Raw genomic sequence first — 19,979 nt, 5'->3', positions numbered from 1 at the left:
ATTGCAGCGCGCGCGAATTCATGCACAATGCGCAGATGCTGCAACGGCCAACCACGGAACGATTTTCAACGCCAGAGCAACTCGGCCGACGTTCCCGTCGTGTCTGGTTCGTCTTTGTAGCGTTCTGCGCGGCCATCATTGCGACCGCGCTCTATGGCGCAAGCTTCTATGGCCGCCTGACTGCAATCGAGGCGTTGCAGACCCAAGGCCACACCGATGCCAATCTGAAAGTTGCGCTGCTGCGGGCCGTTCTTGAACGCCCTCGTGCGCTGCCGCTTCTTCTGGCCGAAGATCAGCAGGTGCATGATGCGCTCGCCGCCGCCAAAGACGATGCCGTCGTCACGCTCGACCGCAAGCTTGAAAGCCTCGTTTCCAGCACCAGTGCCGCGGTGCTTTATGTCACGGGTAAAGACGGTATAGCGATCGCCTCGAGCAACTGGCGCGAACCGCTAAGCTTCGTCGGCAACGACTATTCCTTCCGCGATTACTTCCGCCGGGCGATGGAGACGGGAACGGCCGAGCATTTCGCGCTCGGCACGGTCAGCAATCGCCCCGGCCTCTATATTTCCCGTCGCGTCGGCGCTGCCGATGCTGCCCTGGGTGTCGTGGTCGTCAAGATGGAGTTCGACCAGCTCGAAGCGGACTGGCGCGAGGCCGGCCGCCCGGCCTATGTCACCGACGAACACGGTGTCGTGCTGATCACCAGCATTCCCTCCTGGCGATTCATGACCACGTCGCCGCTGCCGCCCGACAGTCTCGCCTCCATTCGCAAGAGCCTGCAATTCGGCGGCGCGCCCCTGGCACCCCTGCCAATCTCCCGCCCGGAACCCATCGGTCCGGAAATTTCGATCGTCCGCGCTGTCCTGCCGGGCAGCAGTGCCGCGGAATATCTGCGCCTGACGATACCGGTTCCATCGACACCCTGGCGGCTGGATTATCTCATCCCGACGGATCAGGCGATTGCCTCCGCTGTTCGCGAGACGCGCTTCCTGGCTCTGACCGTGTTGGTGCCGATCCTGGCGATTGCCGCGTTTCTGCTCAGACGCCGCCACGTCTCTGCAATGCAGATCGCTGTTGGTAGGGTGGCACGCGAGGAGCTGGAACGGCGCGTGCTGGAACGTACCGAAGATCTGAGCCAGGCCCGCGACCGGCTGGAAGCGGAAATTTCAGATCACCGGGCAACGGAGGCGAAGCTGCAGGTCGTGCAGCAGGAGCTGGTGCAGGCCAATCGTCTCGCCATTCTCGGCCAGGTCGCCGCCGGCGTCGCCCACGAGATCAACCAGCCGGTTGCCACCATCCGCGCCTATGCGGACAATGCCCATATTTTCCTGGATAGAAAGCAGATCGCCCCGGTAAAGGAAAACCTCACCTCCATCGCGGCCCTGACCGAGCGGATCGGCACGATCACCGAGGAGCTGAAGGCATTTGCCCGCAAGGGGCGGAGCGCACCGAAACCGGTGGAGCTCAGAAGCGTCATCGAAGGCGCCGTGATCCTTCTCAGAAGCCGTTTCGCCGGCCGGCTCGATGCCCTGGTGATAGACCTTCCGCCGGCCGGGCTTACTGTCGTCGGCACGCGCATCCGGCTCGAGCAGGTGCTGATCAACCTCTTCCAGAATGCGCTCGAGGCGCTGGAAGGGCGCGATCGGCCCAGGGTCGAGGTTTCGGCGCGGGAGACAGCCGATGGCGTCGAGGTTACCGTCTCCGACAATGGCCCCGGCATTCCCTCAGCGATCCTCGATTCACTGTTCACGCCTTTCAATACCTCGAAGGAGCAGGGCCTCGGCCTTGGTCTCGTCATCTCGAAAGACATCGTTGCTGATTATGGCGGTCGCATCGAGGTTGAAAGCAGCGAGAACGGCACCCGTTTCATCATTCATCTGCGTAAGGCAAGTTCATGAACGACGCGTCCCCGGTCTTCCTCATCGACGACGACAAGGATCTGTTGAAGGCGACGAAGCAGACGCTTGAACTTGCCGGCTTTTCTGTCTCCCCCTTTTCGGCGGCAGGGGACGCACTCGGCGCATTGGAAGCCGGCTTCCCCGGCGTTGTCGTTTCCGACATCCGCATGCCACAGATGGATGGGCAGCAGCTCTTCGACCACATCAAGGCGCGGGACGCGGACCTTCCGGTCATCCTAGTTACCGGCCACGGCGACATCCCGATGGCGGTCAAGGCGATCCAGGACGGCGCCTATGATTTCATCGCTAAGCCCTTTGCCACCGATCGGCTTGTGCAAAGCGTGCGGCGCGCGGCGGAAAAGCGCCGGCTCGTTCTGGAGAACCGCGCGCTGCGCATCGCGGCCGAACAGGCGCAGGGCGATCTGCCGCTGATCGGCCAGACAGCGGCGATGGAACGGCTACGCCACACATTGCGGCAGATCGCCGATACCGACGTCGATGTACTGGTGACCGGCGAGACCGGCAGCGGCAAGGAAGTGGTCGCAAGCCTGCTGCATCGCTGGAGCCGGCGGGCAAAAGGCAATTTCGTCGCGCTCAATTGCGGCGCCCTGCCGGAAACCGTCATCGAAAGCGAGCTCTTCGGCCACGAGCCCGGTGCCTTCACCGGCGCGCAGAAAAAGCGCATCGGCCGCATCGAACATGCAAGCGCCGGCACGCTGTTTCTTGACGAAATCGAGAGCATGCCGCCCGCTGTACAGGTGCAACTGCTGCGCGTGCTGGAAATGCGGGAAGTCACGCCGCTCGGCACCAACGAGGTGCGCCCCGTCGACCTCCGCGTCGTCGCCGCCGCCAAGGTCGATCTTGGCGATCCGCGCCAGCGCGGCGATTTTCGCGAAGACCTTTATTACCGCCTCAACGTCGTCACCATCTCGATCCCGCCGCTGCGCGACCGGCGCGACGATGTCCCGCTGCTCTTCGGCTACTTCGCTGAGCGCGCTGCCAGCCGCTTCAAGCGCGACGTACCCACCATGTCCGCCGCTGTTCGCCGTCATTTGCAACACCACGACTGGCCGGGCAATGTTCGTGAACTCTCGCACTTCGCCGAACGTTTCGTCCTGGGCCTGGAATCTGCTGCAGGTTCGAAGCCGGGCGAAACCCCTTCCGCCGACACCGTGCTGCCCCTGCCCGTCCGTGTCGAACGCTATGAGGCCGACCTCATCCGCGAGACTCTCGCTCAAAACGGCGGCGATGTCCGCCGGACGATCGAAGCGCTCGGCATCCCGCGCAAGACCTTTTACGACAAGCTTCAGCGCCATGGCATCGTCCGTAGCGAATTTGCGGGTTTTGATGGCGAGGACTAGCGGCACCAGACTGAAAGATAGCCCACGATTATCTTCGACGTACCCATCTGTTCAACCCGATATTTCAGGTTACATAGATGTAAGGGACGCTCGGCAGCTCTTATTAAAGCGGCCGGCGAGGAGAATGGAGGAGATATGACGGACATTGCTCTCCGCAACGCGGTCAAACGTGTTGCGTTGTTGAATCTTGGCTATTTCGGTGTCGAATTTGCCGTAGCCCTATCCATCGGCTCGGTATCGCTTTTTGCCGACAGCATCGATTTCCTTGAAGATGCTTCGGTCAGCCTTTTGATCCTGATGGCGCTCGGCTGGAGCATACGCAATCGCGCCCGTGTCGGCATGGCACTTGCCGCGATCCTGCTCATTCCCGGACTGGCAACCATCTGGACCGCCTGGCATAAATTCATGGTTCCGGTTGCCCCGGAGCCGCTGCCATTATCCTTGACCGGCCTCGGCGCGCTCGTCGTCAATCTCTCCTGCGCCATGATGCTGGTTCGCTTTCGTGACCATAGCGGCAGCCTGACACGCGCCGCGTTTCTCTCTGCCCGCAACGATGCGTTTGCCAATATAGCTATCGTCGCGGCTGGTGTGGTGACCGCGTTCCTGTGGCATTCCGCCTGGCCGGACCTTATCGTCGGCATAGCCATCGCCGCGATGAATGCCGATGCGGCACGCGAGGTCTGGACGACGGCAAGAGACGAGCATCGCGCCGCCGCTTGATCGCGGCAAAAAGAGGCTAGTCTTTAGGCGCCCGATGCACGGATTGCCTCCGACCTGGGTGCCAATTGCGCCGCAACGAGGGCCGTCCGGTCCAGCACCGCCATGGCCTGATCAATCAGGCTTCCCAGCGCCTGCGTACTCTCGCAGGCCTGAACGATCAACGGCGCGCTCAGGCAGATTCTCAGGGCGCTCGCCGGCATATCGCCGAAATCGGCGCAGCGAACCGGCTGACCAAGGCGCACCGGCGCAAGACAACCCTGTTCGACCGCCAGGTCCTTATAGACGGCGGCAGTCTTCGCCGCTGGCAGAATACCCCCGCTATAGGGGTTTCGAAGGTAGAACGAAAAGATCGACGGGATTTCGTCCCAACGTGATCCGCGCGGCCTATCTCCCAGACGATTTCGATCTATAGCGCGCGTATCGAGCTGTTCAAAGGCGTCGTCGCGCTCCAGTCGAGCTTGCACCACTTTTGCAAAGGTGGACAGGACAGCAACCACCTTTTCCTCGGGCACTTTGAGGAAACGCTTCAATTCGAACAATGCCGCCTTCCATCGCAGCAGCAGACCGAAATTGGCGCAATGCGGCAATCCGTCCCTGGCCACCCAGCCCTCCGGCCAATCCGCTTGCGCGCAATAATCGGCAAGCGCCGCCGGCAAAGCCCGCTGCTTCAGGCGAGCCGACAATCGCGGCGGGCACAATAGCGCCCCGCTGAAAATCGGCCCGGCCAGGAACTTCGATCCCGTCAGCGCCACAAGGAAGTCCTGGGCGAGATAGGCGCGGATCGTGGCGGCGGAAACCCGGAATTGGCAGGCATCGATCATGATATCGAGCACGTCGCCGAAACGCGCTTTCAGGCGGAACACCGTTTCCAGACCCGGCGCCAGCAAGCTGGTCTTGGAGACATCCGTCACGACCAGGAGGCATCTGAGACCGGCGGCGCGGGCGAGTTCAATCAGTCCCCTCAATTCGCTCTCGACCTCGTCATCGCTGCGCAAGGTACCATCGGGGTTGCGCACCGCGACGGCGGTGTTGCGCGTCGCCTGTCCGGGGCTAAGTTCTTCGCCCTTGGCAACTGGGCGATCGCTACTGACGCGGCTCATGAAGTGCCGGCCGGCGGCCGCGGCCATGACACCGCTTCCAGTTTCGTTGCCCATCAGCGTTATGGTCATCAATGTCCGGTCATCCTCGCGCGCCAGCAGCGCGGCGACAAAAAGATGAAGGTCGGTGCCCGATGTCGCCATGACAGCGTCCACTTGCTCCGAGCTGCCATCAAGGCCGAGCAAGTGCCGCAGTTCTGTCCGGACTTTCGCGATCTCCTGCGCATAGATATCAGCGGCGGGATACGTTTCCATCTCCCGCAGAAGTTTCGAATGATAGGCACCGACTGCCGCGAAGGCGGGCATAGAAATGGTCGATGCGGTGGAGGAGCCGAAGGCAAGGTCGAGCGGCCGAGGCGATGGACCATGGCCATACATGTTGAGGCCGGTCACCGATTCGCAATCGAGCCTTTCGTCTCCGCCGGAAACGAGGCAAGCGAGAAGCGCATAACGATCATTGTCCAGCCGGCGACTCGAGGCGAGGCCGGAAACATGGTCGTCAAAGCTCTTTTGCATGCGCGGCATTCCCCTTGCGGTCCTTCGTCGACGCGCTGCGAATGCGCGTATCAATGTCCATGAGACATTAGGCCAAACAAGATGGAGCGAGGCTGACGTGCCGATCGGACAGGCCTCGGTCGTCGCAGATATGAAAAGCCCGCCGCCATGGTGGCGACGGGCTCAAAGGCGAAGTAGCTGGTTGCTTAGCCTGCAGACGTAAGCTTGTCCTGGGTCTTGGTGTCGAAATCGCTGGCGTCATGGCGCTCATGCAATTGGTCGGCGGGATCGCCGGACAGTCGATTGACCTTGCGTCCGCGCTTCACAGCAGGCCGGGCAAAAATCGTTTCCGCCCAGCGCTGGACATTCTTGTAGTCCTGCACTTGGAGGAACTCGGCCGCGCCATACTGCCAGCCCTTCACCAAACCGCCATACCAAGGCCAGACGGCGATATCGGCGATCGTATAGTTCTTACCTCCAAGATATTCACTTTCGGCCAGACGGCGATCGAGCACGTCGAGTTCGCGCTTCACCTCCATGGCGAAGCGGTCGATCGCATATTCGATCTTCGTCGGCGCATAGGCGTAAAAGTGGCCGAAACCGCCGCCGAGATAGGGCGCGCTTCCCATCTGCCAGAACAGCCACGACAGGCATTCGGCGCGAGCCGGCTGCTCAGTCGGCAGGAAGGCGCCGAACTTCTCGGCGAGATAGGTCAGGATCGAGCCGGATTCGAAGACCCGGATCGGGGTCGGACCGCTGCGATCCAGCAGCGCCGGAATCTTGGAGTTTGGATTGACGTCGACGAAACCGCTTCCGAACTGGTCGCCTTCGCCGATCTTGATAAGCCACGCATCATACTCGGCGCCGCTATGGCCGAGAGCCAATAGCTCCTCGAGAAGGATCGTGACCTTCACCCCGTTCGGCGTTCCCAGCGAATAGAGCTGGAGGGGATGGCGGCCGACCGGAAGTTCCTTCTCATGCGTCGGCCCGGCGATCGGGCGGTTGATATTGGCAAACTGGCCTCCGTTCGCCTTGTTCCAGACCCAGATCTTCGGCGGCGTGTATTCGGCAGAATCGGTCATGCTCAAACTCCTGATTTTCGGCAGATACAACTGCGATGTACCGACCGATCTAGCGCGTTCTTCATTACGCACATAGGGGACACGATCAATTTTTACGAGAGGGCTGGATCACATTGGCGTCAGGAATTGCGCATCAGGATCTAAGTGGCTTTCCAGCCGAGCCGCTGCCGAAACTCAGCTCCGGGGCAGCGGCACGATTGATGCAGGCTCAAAACGAAAAAGCCTGCCGCGGGAGGAGGTGCGGCAGGCTTTTCGAAAAGAACCGAACAACAGCTGGGAGGAGGAGTGCTGCTGTTCCCGCAGGCGACCTTGGGAGGAGGATAAGGGCGCCTGCATCATCGAAGCTCTGCGGGAGGAGGTGCATCACTTCGATAAGTATGACTATACACTAGATCTGCTTACTTCATAGGCATTTATTTGCAAGGCAGCTATGCGTTATGCGAAAAGCAGGAAGCTTCTAGGCCACAGATCCTTCAACCGAAAGGCCGAGCTTCGCCTGGCATGCACGCAAAACAAAAGCGCCCGCTCGGGAAGAAGCAGGCGCCAGCAGAATTTCGACTGTAGATCAGCGTTTTACGCTGTTAGCGAACAACGGCCGCACGGGCGACGTTGCGGATTTCGCTGCGGCCGATGCCGAGGTCATGCAGTTCGCGCGTGGACATACGGCCCAGTTCGGCGACCGTCTGACGATACTTGAGCCAATTATTGAAAGAGCGTGCTACGTTCATGATGATCCCCTTTCCTAGGGCATTCAAAGCTGAGCTGCCGTGCTTGGCGCTCCGTTCGCTTCGATGAGTACGATATAGTGCAAAGCCTTCGGCATTTGCATAGCTAAGGTATCACTGCACCCATGCAATCGACGCATGGGTAGCGAAGCTACTCCGCCGTGCTGCTCGCCTCAGCTCACCCCGATTGCGATACGCCCGACGATTTTCTGGTGACAGCACAATCGTTCTCTGCGAGAAAGACGGAGATGAGAGACAGGGGCGTCCGTCGATGACGGGCTGAGAAGTACCCTTTGAACCTGAACCAGATCATGCTGGCGGAGGGAGTCGCTCGGGGTCCCGGCCTGTTTGCGTCGCCTCCCTTTGCGTCTCGCCCCGCCCGAAAGGCGCGATATGCAAAACCACACCACTCCAGGCAGCCTGTTGACCGCCATGCGGGCAAACCCTCCGCTGGTGCAATGCATTACCAACTTCGTCGCGATGAACATTGCGGCCAATGTGATGCTCGCCGCCGGCGCCTCGCCCGCCATGGTGCATGCCGAGGAAGAGGCTGGCGAGTTCGCCGAAATCTCCGGCGCCTTGACCATCAATATCGGCACGCTTTCCAGCGGCTGGCTGGCCGGCATGATGTCGGCGGCGCAGGCGGCAAACAAGGCGGGCAAGCCTTGGATTCTCGATCCCGTGGCACACTATGCCACATCCTTCAGGCGCCGATCGGTCGCGCAGTTGCTGGAACTGCAGCCGACAATCATCCGCGGCAATGCCTCGGAAATCATTGCGCTTGCCGGCGGCACCAGTCGTGGCCAGGGCGTCGATAGCCGCGATCCAGTCGAATTGGCAGAGGAAGCCGCCATCCTGCTGGCTCAAAAACATCGATCGATCGTTGCCGTTACCGGCGCCACGGATTTCGTCACCGACGGGAACAAGGCAAGCCGTATCGAGGGCGGTTCCCCGCTCATGCCGCAGGTGACTGCGCTCGGCTGCTCGCTCACCTGCCTCATCGGCGCCTTCGCGGCGACAAGACCGGATCAGCCACTCGCCGCAACGGTGGCGGCACTCGCCTACTTCGCCGTGGCAGGCGAACGGGCGGGCCGCCTAGCCGACGGACCCGGTTCGTTTTCATGGCGTTTCCTTGATGCGCTGACCGCGCTTGATGAAAAGGCGGTCGACAGCGAAGCAAGGATCACCTCGCTATGAAGCACTTCGATCTTTCCCTCTATCTCGTCCTCGATCCGGTGCTCTGCGCCGATACCGGCATGGTGGAAACCGCCCGCGCCGCAGTCGCCGGTGGCGCCACCATCGTGCAACTGCGCGACAAGCATGCCTCGACCGCGGGCATGATCGAAACCGGTCTGGCGCTGAAGCAGGCGCTGGCGGGCACGAGCGCACGCCTGATCGTCAATGACGATGTCGAAGCGGCAATCGCGATCGGGGCCGACGGCCTGCATATCGGCCAGGACGACATGGACGCCCTTACCGCCCGCCGCCGGATCGGCCCGGAAATGATCCTCGGCCTATCGGTGGAGACCGAGGCACTTGCTGCGGCTATCGATCCCGCCCTCGTGGACTATGCCGGGATCGGTCCGGTTTTCGCGACGCCGACAAAGCCTGACCACAAGCAACCGATCGGCTTTTCGGGCCTTGCCAGTATGATCGATCTCTGCCCCGTTCCGTCGGTCGCGATTGGCGGCTTGAAGGCCGGGCATGCGGCCGAAGCACTGTTAGCCGGTGCTGATGGGATCGCCGTCGTCTCAGCCATATGCGGCACGCCGGACCCGCAGGCCGCAGCCGCCGAGATCGCCAAAGCTATCAGGGAAGCACGCCAATGATCCGAAACGTACTCTCCATCGCCGGCTCGGATCCCTCCGGCGGCGCCGGCATACAGGCGGACCTGAAGGCATTTTCGGCGCGTGGCGTCTATGGCATGGCGGCGCTAACTGCCCTGACGGCACAGAACACGCAAGGTGTGTCCGGCGTCCACCTCGTCCCGCCGCAATTCGTTGCCGATCAGATCGAGGCCATCTTTGCCGATGTCCGCGTCGACGCCGTCAAGATCGGCATGATCGCGAACGCGGCCATCGCCGAGGCCGTCGCCGGCGCGCTCGCTCCGCATCGAGGTGTTCCGATCGTCCTCGACCCGGTGATGATCGCCAAGGGAGGTGCCGCGCTGCTCGCCGCCGATGCCGTTGATGTCCTGACCCAGCGGCTCCTTCCGCTCGCAACGCTGCTGACACCCAATCTGCCAGAAGCAGCGGCCCTTCTGCACGAACCGGTCGCTGAAAACCGCGAGGCGATGGCGCGGCAAGCTCAAGCATTGGCGAAGCTCGGGCCATTGGCCGTCCTCATCAAGGGCGGCCACCTTGATGGCGATGAGAGCCCCGACGTGCTTGCAAGCCCCGAGGGCCTGACCTGGTTCGAAGCCAGCCGCGTTCCGACCAAAAACACGCACGGAACCGGCTGCACCCTGTCCAGCGCCCTGGCCGCCGAGATCGCCAAAGGCGCCACGCTCACGGAAGCAGTCGCCACCGCCAAGCACTATCTCGCCGGCGCGGTCGCCGCAGCCGGAACGCTCTCGGTTGGCAGTGGCCACGGGCCGGTTCAGCATTTTCACGCGCTATGGCCAGCCACAGAAGGACGTACAAAATGAGCCTGCCTCTTAATCAGCAAATCGTCATCGTCTCCGGCGCTGGCCGAGGCTTCGGCGCGGCGATCGCAGCAGCCTTCGCCCGCGAAGGCGCCAAAGTCGCCATCAATTATCGCGCCAGCCGCGAACCTGCCGAAGCACTTGCCGCCCGGCTTGGCGACCATGCCCAGGCGTTCCAGGCAGATATCCGCAGCCTGGACGAAACGAAAAGACTGATAGAGGAAGTCACGGCGCATTTCGGCGCACCAACGACGATCGTCCACAATGCGCTTGCCGATTTCAGCTTCAACGGCGACGCCCGTTCGAAGCTCGACGCATTGAGTTGGACGGCCATTGCCGCGCAACTCGACACCGCCCTGCAGGGTGCGCTCAATCTCATCCAGGCGGCACGCCCTTCCATGGCGAGATCAGGCTTCGGCCGTGTCATCACCATCGGCACGAACCTCTTTCAGAACCCGGTCGTGCCCTATCATGATTACACAGCCGCCAAGGCCGCCCTGCTGTCGCTGACGCGAACGGCGGCCGCCGAACTCGGGCCTCAGGGCATTACGGTCAACATGGTGTCGGGTGGCCTGCTCCGCACCACCGATGCCAGCAGCGCCACACCGGAAGCCGTGTTCGATCTCATTGCGGCGAATACGCCACTGCGTCGCGTGACGACACCGGAAGAGGCGGCGGACCCCGTCCTCTTCTTCGCAAGCCCCTGGGCACGGGCGGTAACCGGTCAAAACCTTATCGTGGATGGCGGGTTGGTCTTCGGATAGCATCGCTAAAGCTTCGCTGCTACCGTCATCTGCAAGTCATTGCCGTTTTTACGAAAACGGCAATGACGCAACATCAGGCCTTTTTCAGAAACTCGGTTCTGAGAACCAGATCCTTGATCTTTTCAGCCCGGCATTCGATCTCGTCTTCATTGCCTGTCAGCCGGATGCCCTTGATCAGCGTGCCGCGCTTCAAAGTCACGGATGTCCCCTTGACCTTCAGATCCTTGATCAGGGTCACGTTGTCGCCGTCGGCAAGCACTGTCCCGTTGCTGTCTCTTACTTCCATCGTTCTGGTCCCGTCGCTATATCTTGTCTGTTGGGCGACATAGCAGGTAGCGGACAGGTCGAATAGCGCAAAAGCAATGGAATCTGACCACTAGCTGGAGCCGTTAAAACTCCACTTCCAGCTCAACAATTTCGTCCGGTTCGGCCATGGCCCCTTCAGTCCATTCGCGCATCAAAGGCCAGGCGAGCACCGTCTCCACATAGGCCGCAAGCTTCGGCTCCAACTCCACCGCATAGGTTCGGAAGCGGGTGCAGACCGGCGCATACATCGCATCGGCTACCGTCGGCGTAGCACCGAACAGCCAAGGCCCGCCGCCTGTATCCAGGCACTCGGTCCAGATAGCCTTCACACGCTCAACATCGGGCCGCGCGCCGGAAAATATCTTGAAGCTCGCATGCCGCGCCTTGAGGTTCATCGGCAACGCCGAGCGCAGATTGTGAAAGCCCGAATGCATCTCACCCGAGACCGACCGACAGCGGGCACGGGCGGCCCGATCGGCGGGCCAGAGCCCAGCCTTTGGTGCAATCTCGTTCAGATATTCGGCGATTGCCAGCGTGTCCCACACGATCGCGTCTTTGTTGGTCAGCCTCGGCACCAGCACCGAGGGTGACAACAGCAGCAGTTCCTGGCGTGCCTCGTCGTCTAGTTCCACCAGCACCTCGGCGAAATCCAGCCCTGCCATACGGCACAACAGCCAGCCGCGCAGCGACCAGGAAGAATAGTTCTTCGAGGAAATCGTCAGTGTCGCCTTCACCATCGCGCTCAAATCCCCGTCGGACAAAAAAGCTGGTCCGCTGACAATCTTCTCGCATCGCGGAACATATTGCACTAGTTTTTTTGCACCGCGGCACCCCGCGGCGGCGCGGGAGATATTGGTCATGCTCTATCAGGCCTACCAGTTCCAGGACGACCTCATTGCGCCGCTGCGCGATCTGGCCCGGCGCCTGCAGAGCTTTTCCGCGGCGGCACTCTGGGGACCCGCCGGGGATATTGCGCGGCATTTTTCCGCAGCGCTCGAGATGATCTCCCGTTTCGAAATTACCCACGAGCGACCCGATTTTGCCATCCGCTCAGTCATGATCGGCAACCGCGATGTTCCGATCACAGTCGAGACCGTGCTCGACAAGCCCTTCGGCAAACTCCTGCGCTTTGCCGCCGATATCGATATGCCACGGCCGAAAATCCTTGTCGTGGCGCCCCTGTCCGGCCATTTCGCCACGCTCCTGCGCGGCACGGTGCAAACACTGCTGCGCGATCACGACGTCTATATCACCGATTGGGCCAACGCCCGCGACGTGCCGCTTTCCGCCGGGCGCTTCGGCATCGACGACTACGTGGACTATGTCATCCGCTTCCTGGAGGAGATCGGCCCGGGCGGCCACGTTCTTGCCGTCTGTCAGCCCTGCGTGCAGGTATTGGCGGCCGTTGCGGTGATGTCGGAAGATCGGCATCCGGCCACCCCGCGAACCATGACGCTAATGGCCGGCCCCATCGACCCGCGCGAAAGCCCGACCGAGGTCAACGAACTAGCCGTATCGAAGTCGCTCGCCTGGTTCGAGAATTCGCTGATCAGCGATGTTCCCTGGCGCTACCAAGGCGCGGGGCGGCGCGTCTATCCAGGTTTCCTGCAGCTCGTCGCCTTTATGACCATGAACATGCAGCGTCATCAGGACGCCCATCGCAAGCTCTATGATCATCTGGCCAACGGCGAGACCATTGAGGCCGGCAAGATCAAGAGCTTCTACGACGAATATTTCGCCGTGCTCGATCTGACCGAGGAATTCTACATCGAGACCATCGAGCGCGTCTTCCAGAAAGCCGAGCTGGCGACGGGTGACTTCACCCATCACGGCTGCAAGGTGGATCCCGGCCAGATCCGCAACACGGCGCTCCTGACTGTCGAGGGTGGGCGAGACGATATCTGTGCCCTGGGCCAGACCTCGGCCGCTCATGATCTCTGTCGTTCGCTTCGTCCGCATTTGAAACGCCACCATCTGCAGGCCAATGTCGGCCACTACGGCGTCTTCAACGGCCGGCGCTGGGAGACGGAGATCTACCCGGTGGTGCGCAACATGATCCTGGCGATGGAGTAGCGCGCCGGCCGCTTAACTCCAGCCCAAGGCGAACACGCCAAAGAGGATGACAACGCCCAGCACGACGCGATAAATCACGAAGGGCCACGTGGAGAACCGCTCCAGGAAGCGCATCAGTCCCCAGATCGCCACGAAGGACGAGATGCAGCCTACGATCAGCCCGACGATCAGCACCGACCATGCCTCCATCGGAATATGCGCCTTATAAAGGGTCAACAGCTCCTTCAGTCCGGCCAAGGCGATTGCCGGCAGCCCGAGGAGAAAAGAGAACCGGGCGGCCTCGTCGCGCTTCAAACCAAGAAACAACGCTCCGGTCAGCGTCGAGCCGGACCGCGATACGCCGGGAATGAGAGCGCCGACCTGGGTGATGCCGACAAACAGTGCATCGAGCAAGGTCATTTGCTCCATGTCCTTCCTGTGCCGGCTGTAGAGTTCGGCTGCCGCCAGGAGAAGGCCCATGACGAGGCAGGCGATGCCGATGACCCAGAGGCTGCGGAGGGAGGTGCCGCAGGCATTCAGGGACGACGATAGCAGCAAGCCGGCGATGCCGATCGGGATCGTCGCGATGATGATGGCAATCGCAAGCCGTATGGCGGGCGACCGCCAATCCCTCTGCCGGATCGCGTCGACCGATCCGAAGGCAACATAGCGAACGTCGCTCCAAAAATAGGAGATAATCGCGGCGAGTGCTGCGAGCTGCATCGCCGCCGAGAATGCCGAACCCGGATCCTGCCAGCCGAGCAAAGCCGGCACAAGCCGCATATGGGCTGTGGAGGAAACCGGCAGCAGCTCGGTCAGACCCTGCACAACACCAAGAAGTGCGATCTTGGCATAACCCAGGGCAACAAAGCCCGTGTCCACACCCTGCGTACAAACATCAGCCACGTATCAACATCCTCGGTTATCCGTTCAGGCCGCGTGGCCTGAACGGCGCAATATATATCGGTTTGTGATGAGGCCCCGCTCCGGCGATCTTTTGAATTCTATTCGTCTTCGTCAGGCAAAGCCTGCATGTAACGAATCACGGCGTAGAAGGCGCCGAAGACAAAGAGTGCGCCGACAACGTGGTCGATGTCGTGCCTTGCTGTGTGGTGATGCCTCATCAAAAGACTCAGCACATTGTACGACACGATGGCAATTGCCGTCATGATCGGCGCCACCACGAGCGCCATGTTCCGATGAATGAATCTAACCATCACACACCTCTTTCTCCGATGTCTGCGTAGCAGCCAAATTGCAGACGAATTTGGACAGGCTGGGGCGGCCGGACTCATGAGGTATGATATGAAAATGAACCGGCGCTGAAAAACGAGCGTCGGGGAGGAGTGCAACGCGAAAGGAAGAAGCATTCGCTATTTGCTGTAGAGCGCCCGCGACCTTTCCAGATGCTTCATCACGGCCGCTTCGGCGCCATCGGCGTCATGGGCGGAAAGCTGCTCCAATATTTCCTCATGCTCAACGAGCGTGAACTTTTCCTTGCCAGTCCAGATGAGCAGATCCGTATGGTAGGTCTTGAGCCAGGCCAGCATCGCCTCGCTGACAGCGGCGAAGATCGGGTTTCCAGAAATCTGCGCGATGCGTGTGTGAAACTGCATGTCAGCCGAAATAAACTCCTCGGCACGCCCCAGGGACTGGCGCTGCCGTTCGATGATATCCTTGAGATCCGCGATATCTTTTTCAGTCGCGCGCTGAGCGGCCTCGCGGGCCATGCCGCGTTCGAAGAATATACGCGCGCTTTTCAGATGCTCGAGAGAGTCCGAAGACTGGGACAGCATGATCTTCGCGGTCAGATCGACCTGCCGGAAGATCGATTTCGCGGTGAGCTGAAGCACCTTCGCCCGTTCACCATGCGAGATGTTCACCAATCCCATATTGGCGAGAGACTGCATCGCCTCGCGGATCGCCGGACGACCGACGCCGAAGCGCTCCATCAGCACGCGCTCGGACGGCATTTCATCGCCGGGCTTCAGTTCCCCCGATGTAATCAACCGCTCTAGCCGGTCGAATACCTCGTCAGACAGCTTCCGACGGACGATCTGTTCGATTGGTTGGCTCATGACATCTCGCTGGCTCAAAGCTTTCCTCCCTTATGCCGCGTCTAATGGAGTCGAGAAAGCCCGTTCAGAACGGCCGACCGCTCCTAAACAAAAAAATCGTTGCACAAGTTGGAATACTCATTATACCAGATCACAAGTTGACGCCACGACAAAATCGTTGGCGAGAGGAGCAGCCGGCACTTCATGAGCATAACCATCACCTACCGCATCGAAACGCCTGGCAGCATCGAGGCCATGGCCGACAAGATCGCCAGCGACCAGTCAACGGGCACGTTCGTGCCAGTTCCCGGCGAGACGGAAGAGCTGAAGTCACGGGTAGCGGCAAGGGTCCTGGGCATCCGCCAGCTTGAGGATGCGAAGCGACCGACATGGCCTGAGGTCGCCGATGGCCACGGCGCGCTTCGCCGCGCCGATGTCGACATCACCTTTCCGCTCGATGCGATCGGCACCGACCTCTCGGCGCTGATGACGATCGCGATCGGCGGCGTCTTTTCGATCAAGGGCATGACCGGCATCCGCATCGTCGACATGAAGCTGCCCGACGCTTTTCGCGGCGCGCATCCCGGCCCGCAATTCGGTGTTGCCGGCAGCAAGCGCCTGACCGGGGTCGAGGGGCGTCCGATCATCGGCACGATCGTCAAGCCGGCACTCGGCCTTCGCCCTGCCGAAACCGCCGAACTGGTCGGCGAACTCATCAGCTCCGGCGTCGACTTCATCAAGGACGACGAGAAGCTCATGAGCCCCGCCTACTCGCCGCTCAAGGAGCGCGTCGCGGCGATCATGCCGAAAATCCTCGATCATGAGCAGAAGACCGGCAAGAAGGTGATGTATGCCTTTGGCATTTCACATGCCGATCCCGATGAGATGATGCGCAACCACGATCTCGTGCTAAAGGCCGGCGGCAATTGCGCCGTCGTCAACATCAACTCCATCGGCTTCGGCGGCATGAGCTTCCTTCGCAAGCGCTCAGGCCTGGTCCTGCATGCCCATCGCAATGGCTGGGACGTGCTGACGCGCGATCCGGGCGCGGGCATGGACTTCAAGGTCTACCAGCAATTCTGGCGGCTGCTCGGCGTCGATCAATTCCAGATCAACGGCATCCGCGTCAAATATTGGGAGCCGGACGAAAGCTTCGTCGAATCCTTCAAGGCCGTCAGCACGCCGTTGTTCGATGCATCCGATTGCCCCCTTCCCGTCGCTGGCTCCGGCCAGTGGGGCGGTCAGGCGCCGGAAACCTATCAAAGGACCGGCAGGACCACGGACCTGCTTTATCTCTGCGGCGGCGGCATCGTCAGCCATCCGTCAGGACCGGCCGCCGGTGTTCGCGCGGTCCAGCAGGCATGGGAAGCGGCAGCCGCCGATATCCCGCTCGAAGACTATTCCAAGGAGCATCCGGAGCTCGCCGCTTCGATCGCAAAGTTCAGCGACGGCAAGGGCGCATAGTGGCGATGGGCAGTCTACTTCTCAGCTATTACGGCGACGATTTCACCGGCTCCACCGACGTGATGGAAGCCTTGGCATCGAATGGCGTTCCGACCGTGCTCTTCCTAGGCATTCCCAGCGCGGAGATGCTGGATCGCTTCAAGGAATGCCGGGCGATCGGCATTGCCGGAACAAGCCGCAGCGAGACCCCGGAATGGATGCAGCAGCATCTCGTGCCGACATTCGAGTGGCTGAAGGGCCTCGGGGCAGCGATATGCCATTACAAGGTCTGCTCCACCTTCGATTCCAGCCCGCGGATCGGCAATATCGGCAAGGCGATCGAGATCGGCAAGGAGCTGTTTGAGCAGCCCTTCGTGCCGGTCGTGGTGGGCGCGCCGCAGCTCAGGCGCTACACCGCCTTCGGCCATCTGTTTGCGGCCTATCAGGGCCAGGTCTTCCGCATCGACCGCCATCCAGTCATGAGCCGCCATCCGGTGACGCCGATGGATGAAGCCGATCTGGCGCTACATCTCGGCAAGCAGACATCCCTGCCCGTCAGCCTCGCCGATCTGGTAACTCTATCGGCTGATAATGCCGACCAGCAGCTTGACGCACTGGCCGCCAAGGCCTCCGGCATCCTGTTCATGGATGTCGATAGTCCGGAAACGCAGGCCGCTGCGGGACAGCAGCTTTGGCGTCTGAAGACCAACAACGGCTTCTTCGTCGCCGGCTCCTCCGGCGTGGAATATGCGCTGCTCAATGCATGGCGCGACAAGGGGCTGATCGGCGAACGACCGGATTTTGCCCAGCCGGGAAAGGTTGGACGCCTCGCGGTGGTGTCCGGCAGCGTTTCCCCGACGACTGAACGGCAGATACGACAGGCCGTGGCCGATGGTTTTGACGGCGTTGCTGTCGATCCCCTGGCGCTGGTTGGCGAAAGCGCCGATCGCGCGATCGAGGATGCGATCAACGCCGGCATCGCCAGCCTGAAGGCGGGCCGCAGCGTTATCCTGCATACGGCGCTCGGCCCCTCGGCCGATCGTGGCGGCGATATCGACCGCATTCCTGGCGCCCGGCATCGGCTTGGACAGGCTCTCGGCATCATCCTGCGGCGTATCGTCGAGGCAGAACGGCTCCCCCGCGCGGTCATTGCCGGTGGCGACACATCGAGCCACGCGCTGAAGGAACTGCGTGTGGAGGCCCTGACGACGCTGCTCCCGCTGCCCCAGACCCCGGGATCACCGCTTTGCCTTGCCCATGGCGGCTATACACCGACCAACGGGCTGCAGATCGCGCTGAAGGGCGGCCAGGTCGGCACCGACGATTATTTCTCCCAAATTCGAGACGGACGAAAAGCCTAGCAAAACACCAGATACCGCTGCTTGGCGAATGGAATGATCATTGACTCATCATACCACTTGCGATACCACGATTTGAAAATGGACGAGGTAGAAAACATGACTGTAATTGCTCTTTTCGGCGCCGGCGGAAAAATGGGATATCGGCTTGCTAAGAACCTGAAAGGTTCACGCTTCGATGTCCGTCATGTCGAGGTCAGCGATGCCGGCAAGGCGCGGTTGAAGAACGATCTCAATCTGTCCTGCGTTCCGGCGGACGAGGCACTCAACGACGCCGAAGTCGTCATTCTCGCCGTTCCGGACACCGCCATCGGCAAGGTTGCCGCCGGCATCGTCGACAAGTTGAAGCCGGGAACGATGGTCGTCGCGCTCGACGCGGCCGCACCCTTCGCCGGTCACCTGCCGAAGCGCGATAACCTCACCTATTTTGTCACCCATCCCTGCCATCCTCCTATTTTCAATGACGAAACTGAGATGCAGGCGAAGAAGGATCACTTCGGTGGCCTGTTCGCCAAACAGCATATTGTTTCGGCGCTGATGCAGGGGCCGGAAAGCGCCTATGCGCTCGGAGAGGAGATCGCCAAGGTCATCTGGGCGCCGGTCATGCGGTCACACAGGGTCACCGTCGAACAGATGGCCATGCTCGAGCCGGGCCTGTCGGAAACCGTCTGCGCGTCGCTGCTGGTCGTGATGCGCCAAGCCATGGACGAATGCGTTGCGCGTGGAGTTCCGGAAGAAGCCGCCCGCGACTTCCTGCTCGGCCACATGAACGTTCTCGGCGCCGTCATCTTCAAGGAAGTCGATGGCGTGTTTTCGGACGCTTGCAACAAGGCGATCGAATTCGGCATTCCCGCGCTGATGCGCGACGATTGGAAGAATGTTTTCGAACCGAAGGAAATCGCAGCCAGCATCCAGCGCATTACCTGAGGAGATCCTGGGGAGGGCTTGTCCTCCCCTTTTTGCCCTGCTGGGAACAGGGCCTGTTTCATAACTGGGAGGAAACCATGAAACTGACACGCAGACTGACACTTGCGGCGTTTGCCGGCGTTTTTGCCCTGGGCACCGCCGCACCTGCCTTCTCGGCGGATCTGATCGCCATCATCACACCGGCCTTCGACAATCCATTCTTCAAGGCCGAAGCCGTCGGCGCCGAAGCCAAGGCGAAGGAGCTGGGTTACGACACGCTCGTCATGTCCCATGACGATGATGCCAATAAGCAGTCCGAAGTGATCGACACAGCGATCGGCCGCGGCGCCAAGGCGATCATTCTCGACAATGCCGGCGCCGATGCAACTGTTGCCGCCATCAAGAAGGCCAAGGATGCCGGCATCCCCTCCTTCCTCATCGACCGCGAAATCAACGTCACCGGTATCGCCGTCGCCCAGATCGTTTCCAACAACTACCAGGGCGCACAGCTCGGCGCGCAGCAGTTCGTCAAGCTGATGGGCGAGAAGGGCAACTATGCCGAACTCGTCGGCCGTGAAGCCGATACCAATGCCGGTATCCGTTCGCAGGGCTATCACGACGTCATCGACGACTACCCGGACCTGAAGCTGGTCGCCAAGCAATCGGCGAACTGGAGCCAGACCGAAGCCTATGCGAAGATGGAGACCATCCTGCAGGCGAACCCTGATATCAAGGGCGTGATCTCGGGCAACGACACTATGGCGATGGGCGCGATTGCTGCCCTTCAGGCCGCCGGCCGCAAGGACGTGATCGTCGTCGGCTTCGACGGCTCCAATGACGTGCGCGACTCGATCAAGGCGGGCGGCATCAAGGCGACTGTGATGCAGCCGGCCTATGCCCAGGCCCAGATCGCAGTTGTACAGGCCGACGCCTACATCAAGAACAAGACCGTGCCGAAAGACGAGAAGCAATTGATGGATTGCGTCCTCATCAATGCGGACAATGCCGACAAGCTTGAGACCTTCGCACTGAAGAACTGATGGCGGACTGAGCACCACGGAGAGCGTGGAA

Annotated in this window: 20 protein-coding genes and 1 riboswitch; of the genes, 12 read left to right on the top strand and 8 right to left on the bottom strand. The window is 61.1% G+C overall.

The window, feature by feature from the left end; all coding sequences use genetic code 11:
* The first annotated feature begins 35 nt into the window (after positions 1-35).
* The 3 genes from AB6803_RS02410 (at position 36) to AB6803_RS02400 (ending at position 3,979) form a co-directional block, all read left to right on the top strand.
* Positions 36-1,898, top strand: coding sequence for an ATP-binding protein (locus tag AB6803_RS02410; protein ID WP_371107698.1), 1,863 nt, complete (start codon positions 36-38; stop codon positions 1,896-1,898).
* Positions 1,895-3,259, top strand: a complete 1,365-nt coding sequence (locus AB6803_RS02405) for a sigma-54-dependent transcriptional regulator (RefSeq protein ID WP_371107357.1) — start codon at positions 1,895-1,897, stop codon at positions 3,257-3,259. The genes AB6803_RS02410 and AB6803_RS02405 overlap by 4 nt, the downstream gene beginning before the upstream one ends.
* A 135-nt stretch (positions 3,260-3,394) precedes the next feature.
* On the top strand, positions 3,395-3,979 hold the full coding sequence (locus AB6803_RS02400) for a cation transporter (protein ID WP_371107356.1): 585 nt from the start codon (positions 3,395-3,397) through the stop codon (positions 3,977-3,979).
* Positions 3,980-4,002: 23 nt separating this feature from the next.
* Here the strand turns inward: AB6803_RS02400 and AB6803_RS02395 are convergent, their stop codons facing one another.
* From AB6803_RS02395 to AB6803_RS02385, 3 genes are all read right to left on the bottom strand, one after another.
* Positions 4,003-5,592, bottom strand: a complete 1,590-nt coding sequence (locus AB6803_RS02395; protein ID WP_371107355.1) for a hypothetical protein — start codon at positions 5,590-5,592, stop codon at positions 4,003-4,005.
* A 185-nt stretch (positions 5,593-5,777) separates the two neighbouring features.
* Positions 5,778-6,653, bottom strand: coding sequence for a glutathione-dependent disulfide-bond oxidoreductase (gene yghU, locus AB6803_RS02390; RefSeq protein ID WP_371107354.1), 876 nt, complete (start codon positions 6,651-6,653; stop codon positions 5,778-5,780).
* Between the two features lie 581 nt (positions 6,654-7,234).
* Complete coding sequence (locus tag AB6803_RS02385; protein WP_007697761.1) at positions 7,235-7,381, bottom strand: DUF1127 domain-containing protein; 147 nt, start codon at positions 7,379-7,381, stop codon at positions 7,235-7,237.
* Positions 7,382-7,625: 244 nt separating this feature from the next.
* Positions 7,626-7,721, top strand: a riboswitch (TPP riboswitch).
* 50 nt (positions 7,722-7,771) lie between these two features.
* On the opposite strand from AB6803_RS02385, the gene thiM reads away from it, so the two are divergent.
* The 4 genes from thiM to AB6803_RS02365 are packed head-to-tail and all read left to right on the top strand — an operon-like array spanning position 7,772 to position 10,786.
* Positions 7,772-8,575 (top strand): hydroxyethylthiazole kinase, encoded by an 804-nt coding sequence (gene thiM, locus AB6803_RS02380; RefSeq protein WP_371107353.1) that lies wholly within the window; start codon positions 7,772-7,774, stop codon positions 8,573-8,575.
* Entirely contained in the window at positions 8,572-9,207 is a 636-nt protein-coding gene (thiE, locus tag AB6803_RS02375) for a thiamine phosphate synthase (protein WP_371107352.1), read from the top strand. Before thiM ends, thiE begins: the two co-directional genes overlap by 4 nt.
* On the top strand, positions 9,204-10,025 hold the full coding sequence (thiD, locus tag AB6803_RS02370) for a bifunctional hydroxymethylpyrimidine kinase/phosphomethylpyrimidine kinase (protein ID WP_371107351.1): 822 nt from the start codon (positions 9,204-9,206) through the stop codon (positions 10,023-10,025). Before thiE ends, thiD begins: the two co-directional genes overlap by 4 nt.
* Positions 10,022-10,786 (top strand): 3-oxoacyl-ACP reductase, encoded by a 765-nt coding sequence (locus tag AB6803_RS02365; protein WP_371107350.1) that lies wholly within the window; start codon positions 10,022-10,024, stop codon positions 10,784-10,786. The genes thiD and AB6803_RS02365 overlap by 4 nt, the downstream gene beginning before the upstream one ends.
* Before the next feature lie 73 nt (positions 10,787-10,859).
* Here the strand turns inward: AB6803_RS02365 and AB6803_RS02360 are convergent, their stop codons facing one another.
* Together AB6803_RS02360 and AB6803_RS02355 are read right to left on the bottom strand one after the other, a co-directional pair.
* Positions 10,860-11,072: an alkylphosphonate utilization protein gene (locus AB6803_RS02360; protein ID WP_371107349.1), complete on the bottom strand. Its 213-nt coding sequence runs from the start codon at positions 11,070-11,072 to the stop codon at positions 10,860-10,862.
* 103 nt (positions 11,073-11,175) lie between these two features.
* A complete protein-coding gene (locus tag AB6803_RS02355; RefSeq protein ID WP_371107697.1) occupies positions 11,176-11,829 on the bottom strand; it encodes a glutathione S-transferase in 654 nt (217 codons plus the stop codon).
* Positions 11,830-11,950: 121 nt separating this feature from the next.
* On the opposite strand from AB6803_RS02355, the gene AB6803_RS02350 reads away from it, so the two are divergent.
* Positions 11,951-13,165, top strand: coding sequence for a polyhydroxyalkanoate depolymerase (locus AB6803_RS02350; RefSeq protein WP_371107348.1), 1,215 nt, complete (start codon positions 11,951-11,953; stop codon positions 13,163-13,165).
* 12 nt (positions 13,166-13,177) lie between these two features.
* Here AB6803_RS02350 and AB6803_RS02345 read toward each other — a convergent pair whose 3' ends face one another.
* From AB6803_RS02345 to AB6803_RS02335, 3 genes are all read right to left on the bottom strand, one after another.
* Complete coding sequence (locus tag AB6803_RS02345; RefSeq protein ID WP_353619532.1) at positions 13,178-14,050, bottom strand: undecaprenyl-diphosphate phosphatase; 873 nt, start codon at positions 14,048-14,050, stop codon at positions 13,178-13,180.
* 98 nt (positions 14,051-14,148) lie between these two features.
* Entirely contained in the window at positions 14,149-14,361 is a 213-nt protein-coding gene (locus tag AB6803_RS02340) for a hypothetical protein (protein WP_371107347.1), read from the bottom strand.
* A 156-nt stretch (positions 14,362-14,517) separates the two neighbouring features.
* Positions 14,518-15,222 carry a transcriptional regulator NanR gene (locus AB6803_RS02335; RefSeq protein ID WP_371107346.1) on the bottom strand — a complete coding sequence of 235 codons (705 nt, stop codon included), beginning with the start codon at positions 15,220-15,222 and terminating at the stop codon, positions 14,518-14,520.
* A gap of 183 nt (positions 15,223-15,405) precedes the next feature.
* Here AB6803_RS02335 and oiaX point away from each other — a divergent pair, with 183 nt between their 5' ends.
* The 4 genes from oiaX (at position 15,406) to AB6803_RS02315 (ending at position 19,948) form a co-directional block, all read left to right on the top strand.
* Positions 15,406-16,665: a 3-oxo-isoapionate-4-phosphate decarboxylase OiaX gene (gene oiaX, locus AB6803_RS02330; protein WP_371107345.1), complete on the top strand. Its 1,260-nt coding sequence runs from the start codon at positions 15,406-15,408 to the stop codon at positions 16,663-16,665.
* Positions 16,666-16,670: 5 nt separating this feature from the next.
* Complete coding sequence (locus AB6803_RS02325; RefSeq protein WP_371107344.1) at positions 16,671-18,005, top strand: four-carbon acid sugar kinase family protein; 1,335 nt, start codon at positions 16,671-16,673, stop codon at positions 18,003-18,005.
* 96 nt (positions 18,006-18,101) lie between these two features.
* On the top strand, positions 18,102-18,929 hold the full coding sequence (locus AB6803_RS02320) for a phosphogluconate dehydrogenase C-terminal domain-containing protein (RefSeq protein ID WP_371107343.1): 828 nt from the start codon (positions 18,102-18,104) through the stop codon (positions 18,927-18,929).
* A 77-nt stretch (positions 18,930-19,006) separates the two neighbouring features.
* Positions 19,007-19,948, top strand: coding sequence for a D-ribose ABC transporter substrate-binding protein (locus AB6803_RS02315; protein WP_371107342.1), 942 nt, complete (start codon positions 19,007-19,009; stop codon positions 19,946-19,948).
* Positions 19,949-19,979: the final 31 nt, after the last annotated feature.

The organism is Rhizobium sp. RCC_161_2 (assembly GCF_041355235.1).
Classification (GTDB): Bacteria; Pseudomonadota; Alphaproteobacteria; order Rhizobiales; family Rhizobiaceae; genus Rhizobium.
Note: the sequence above shows the minus strand (reverse complement) of the source record. Positions and strands in the feature narration are given on the sequence as shown.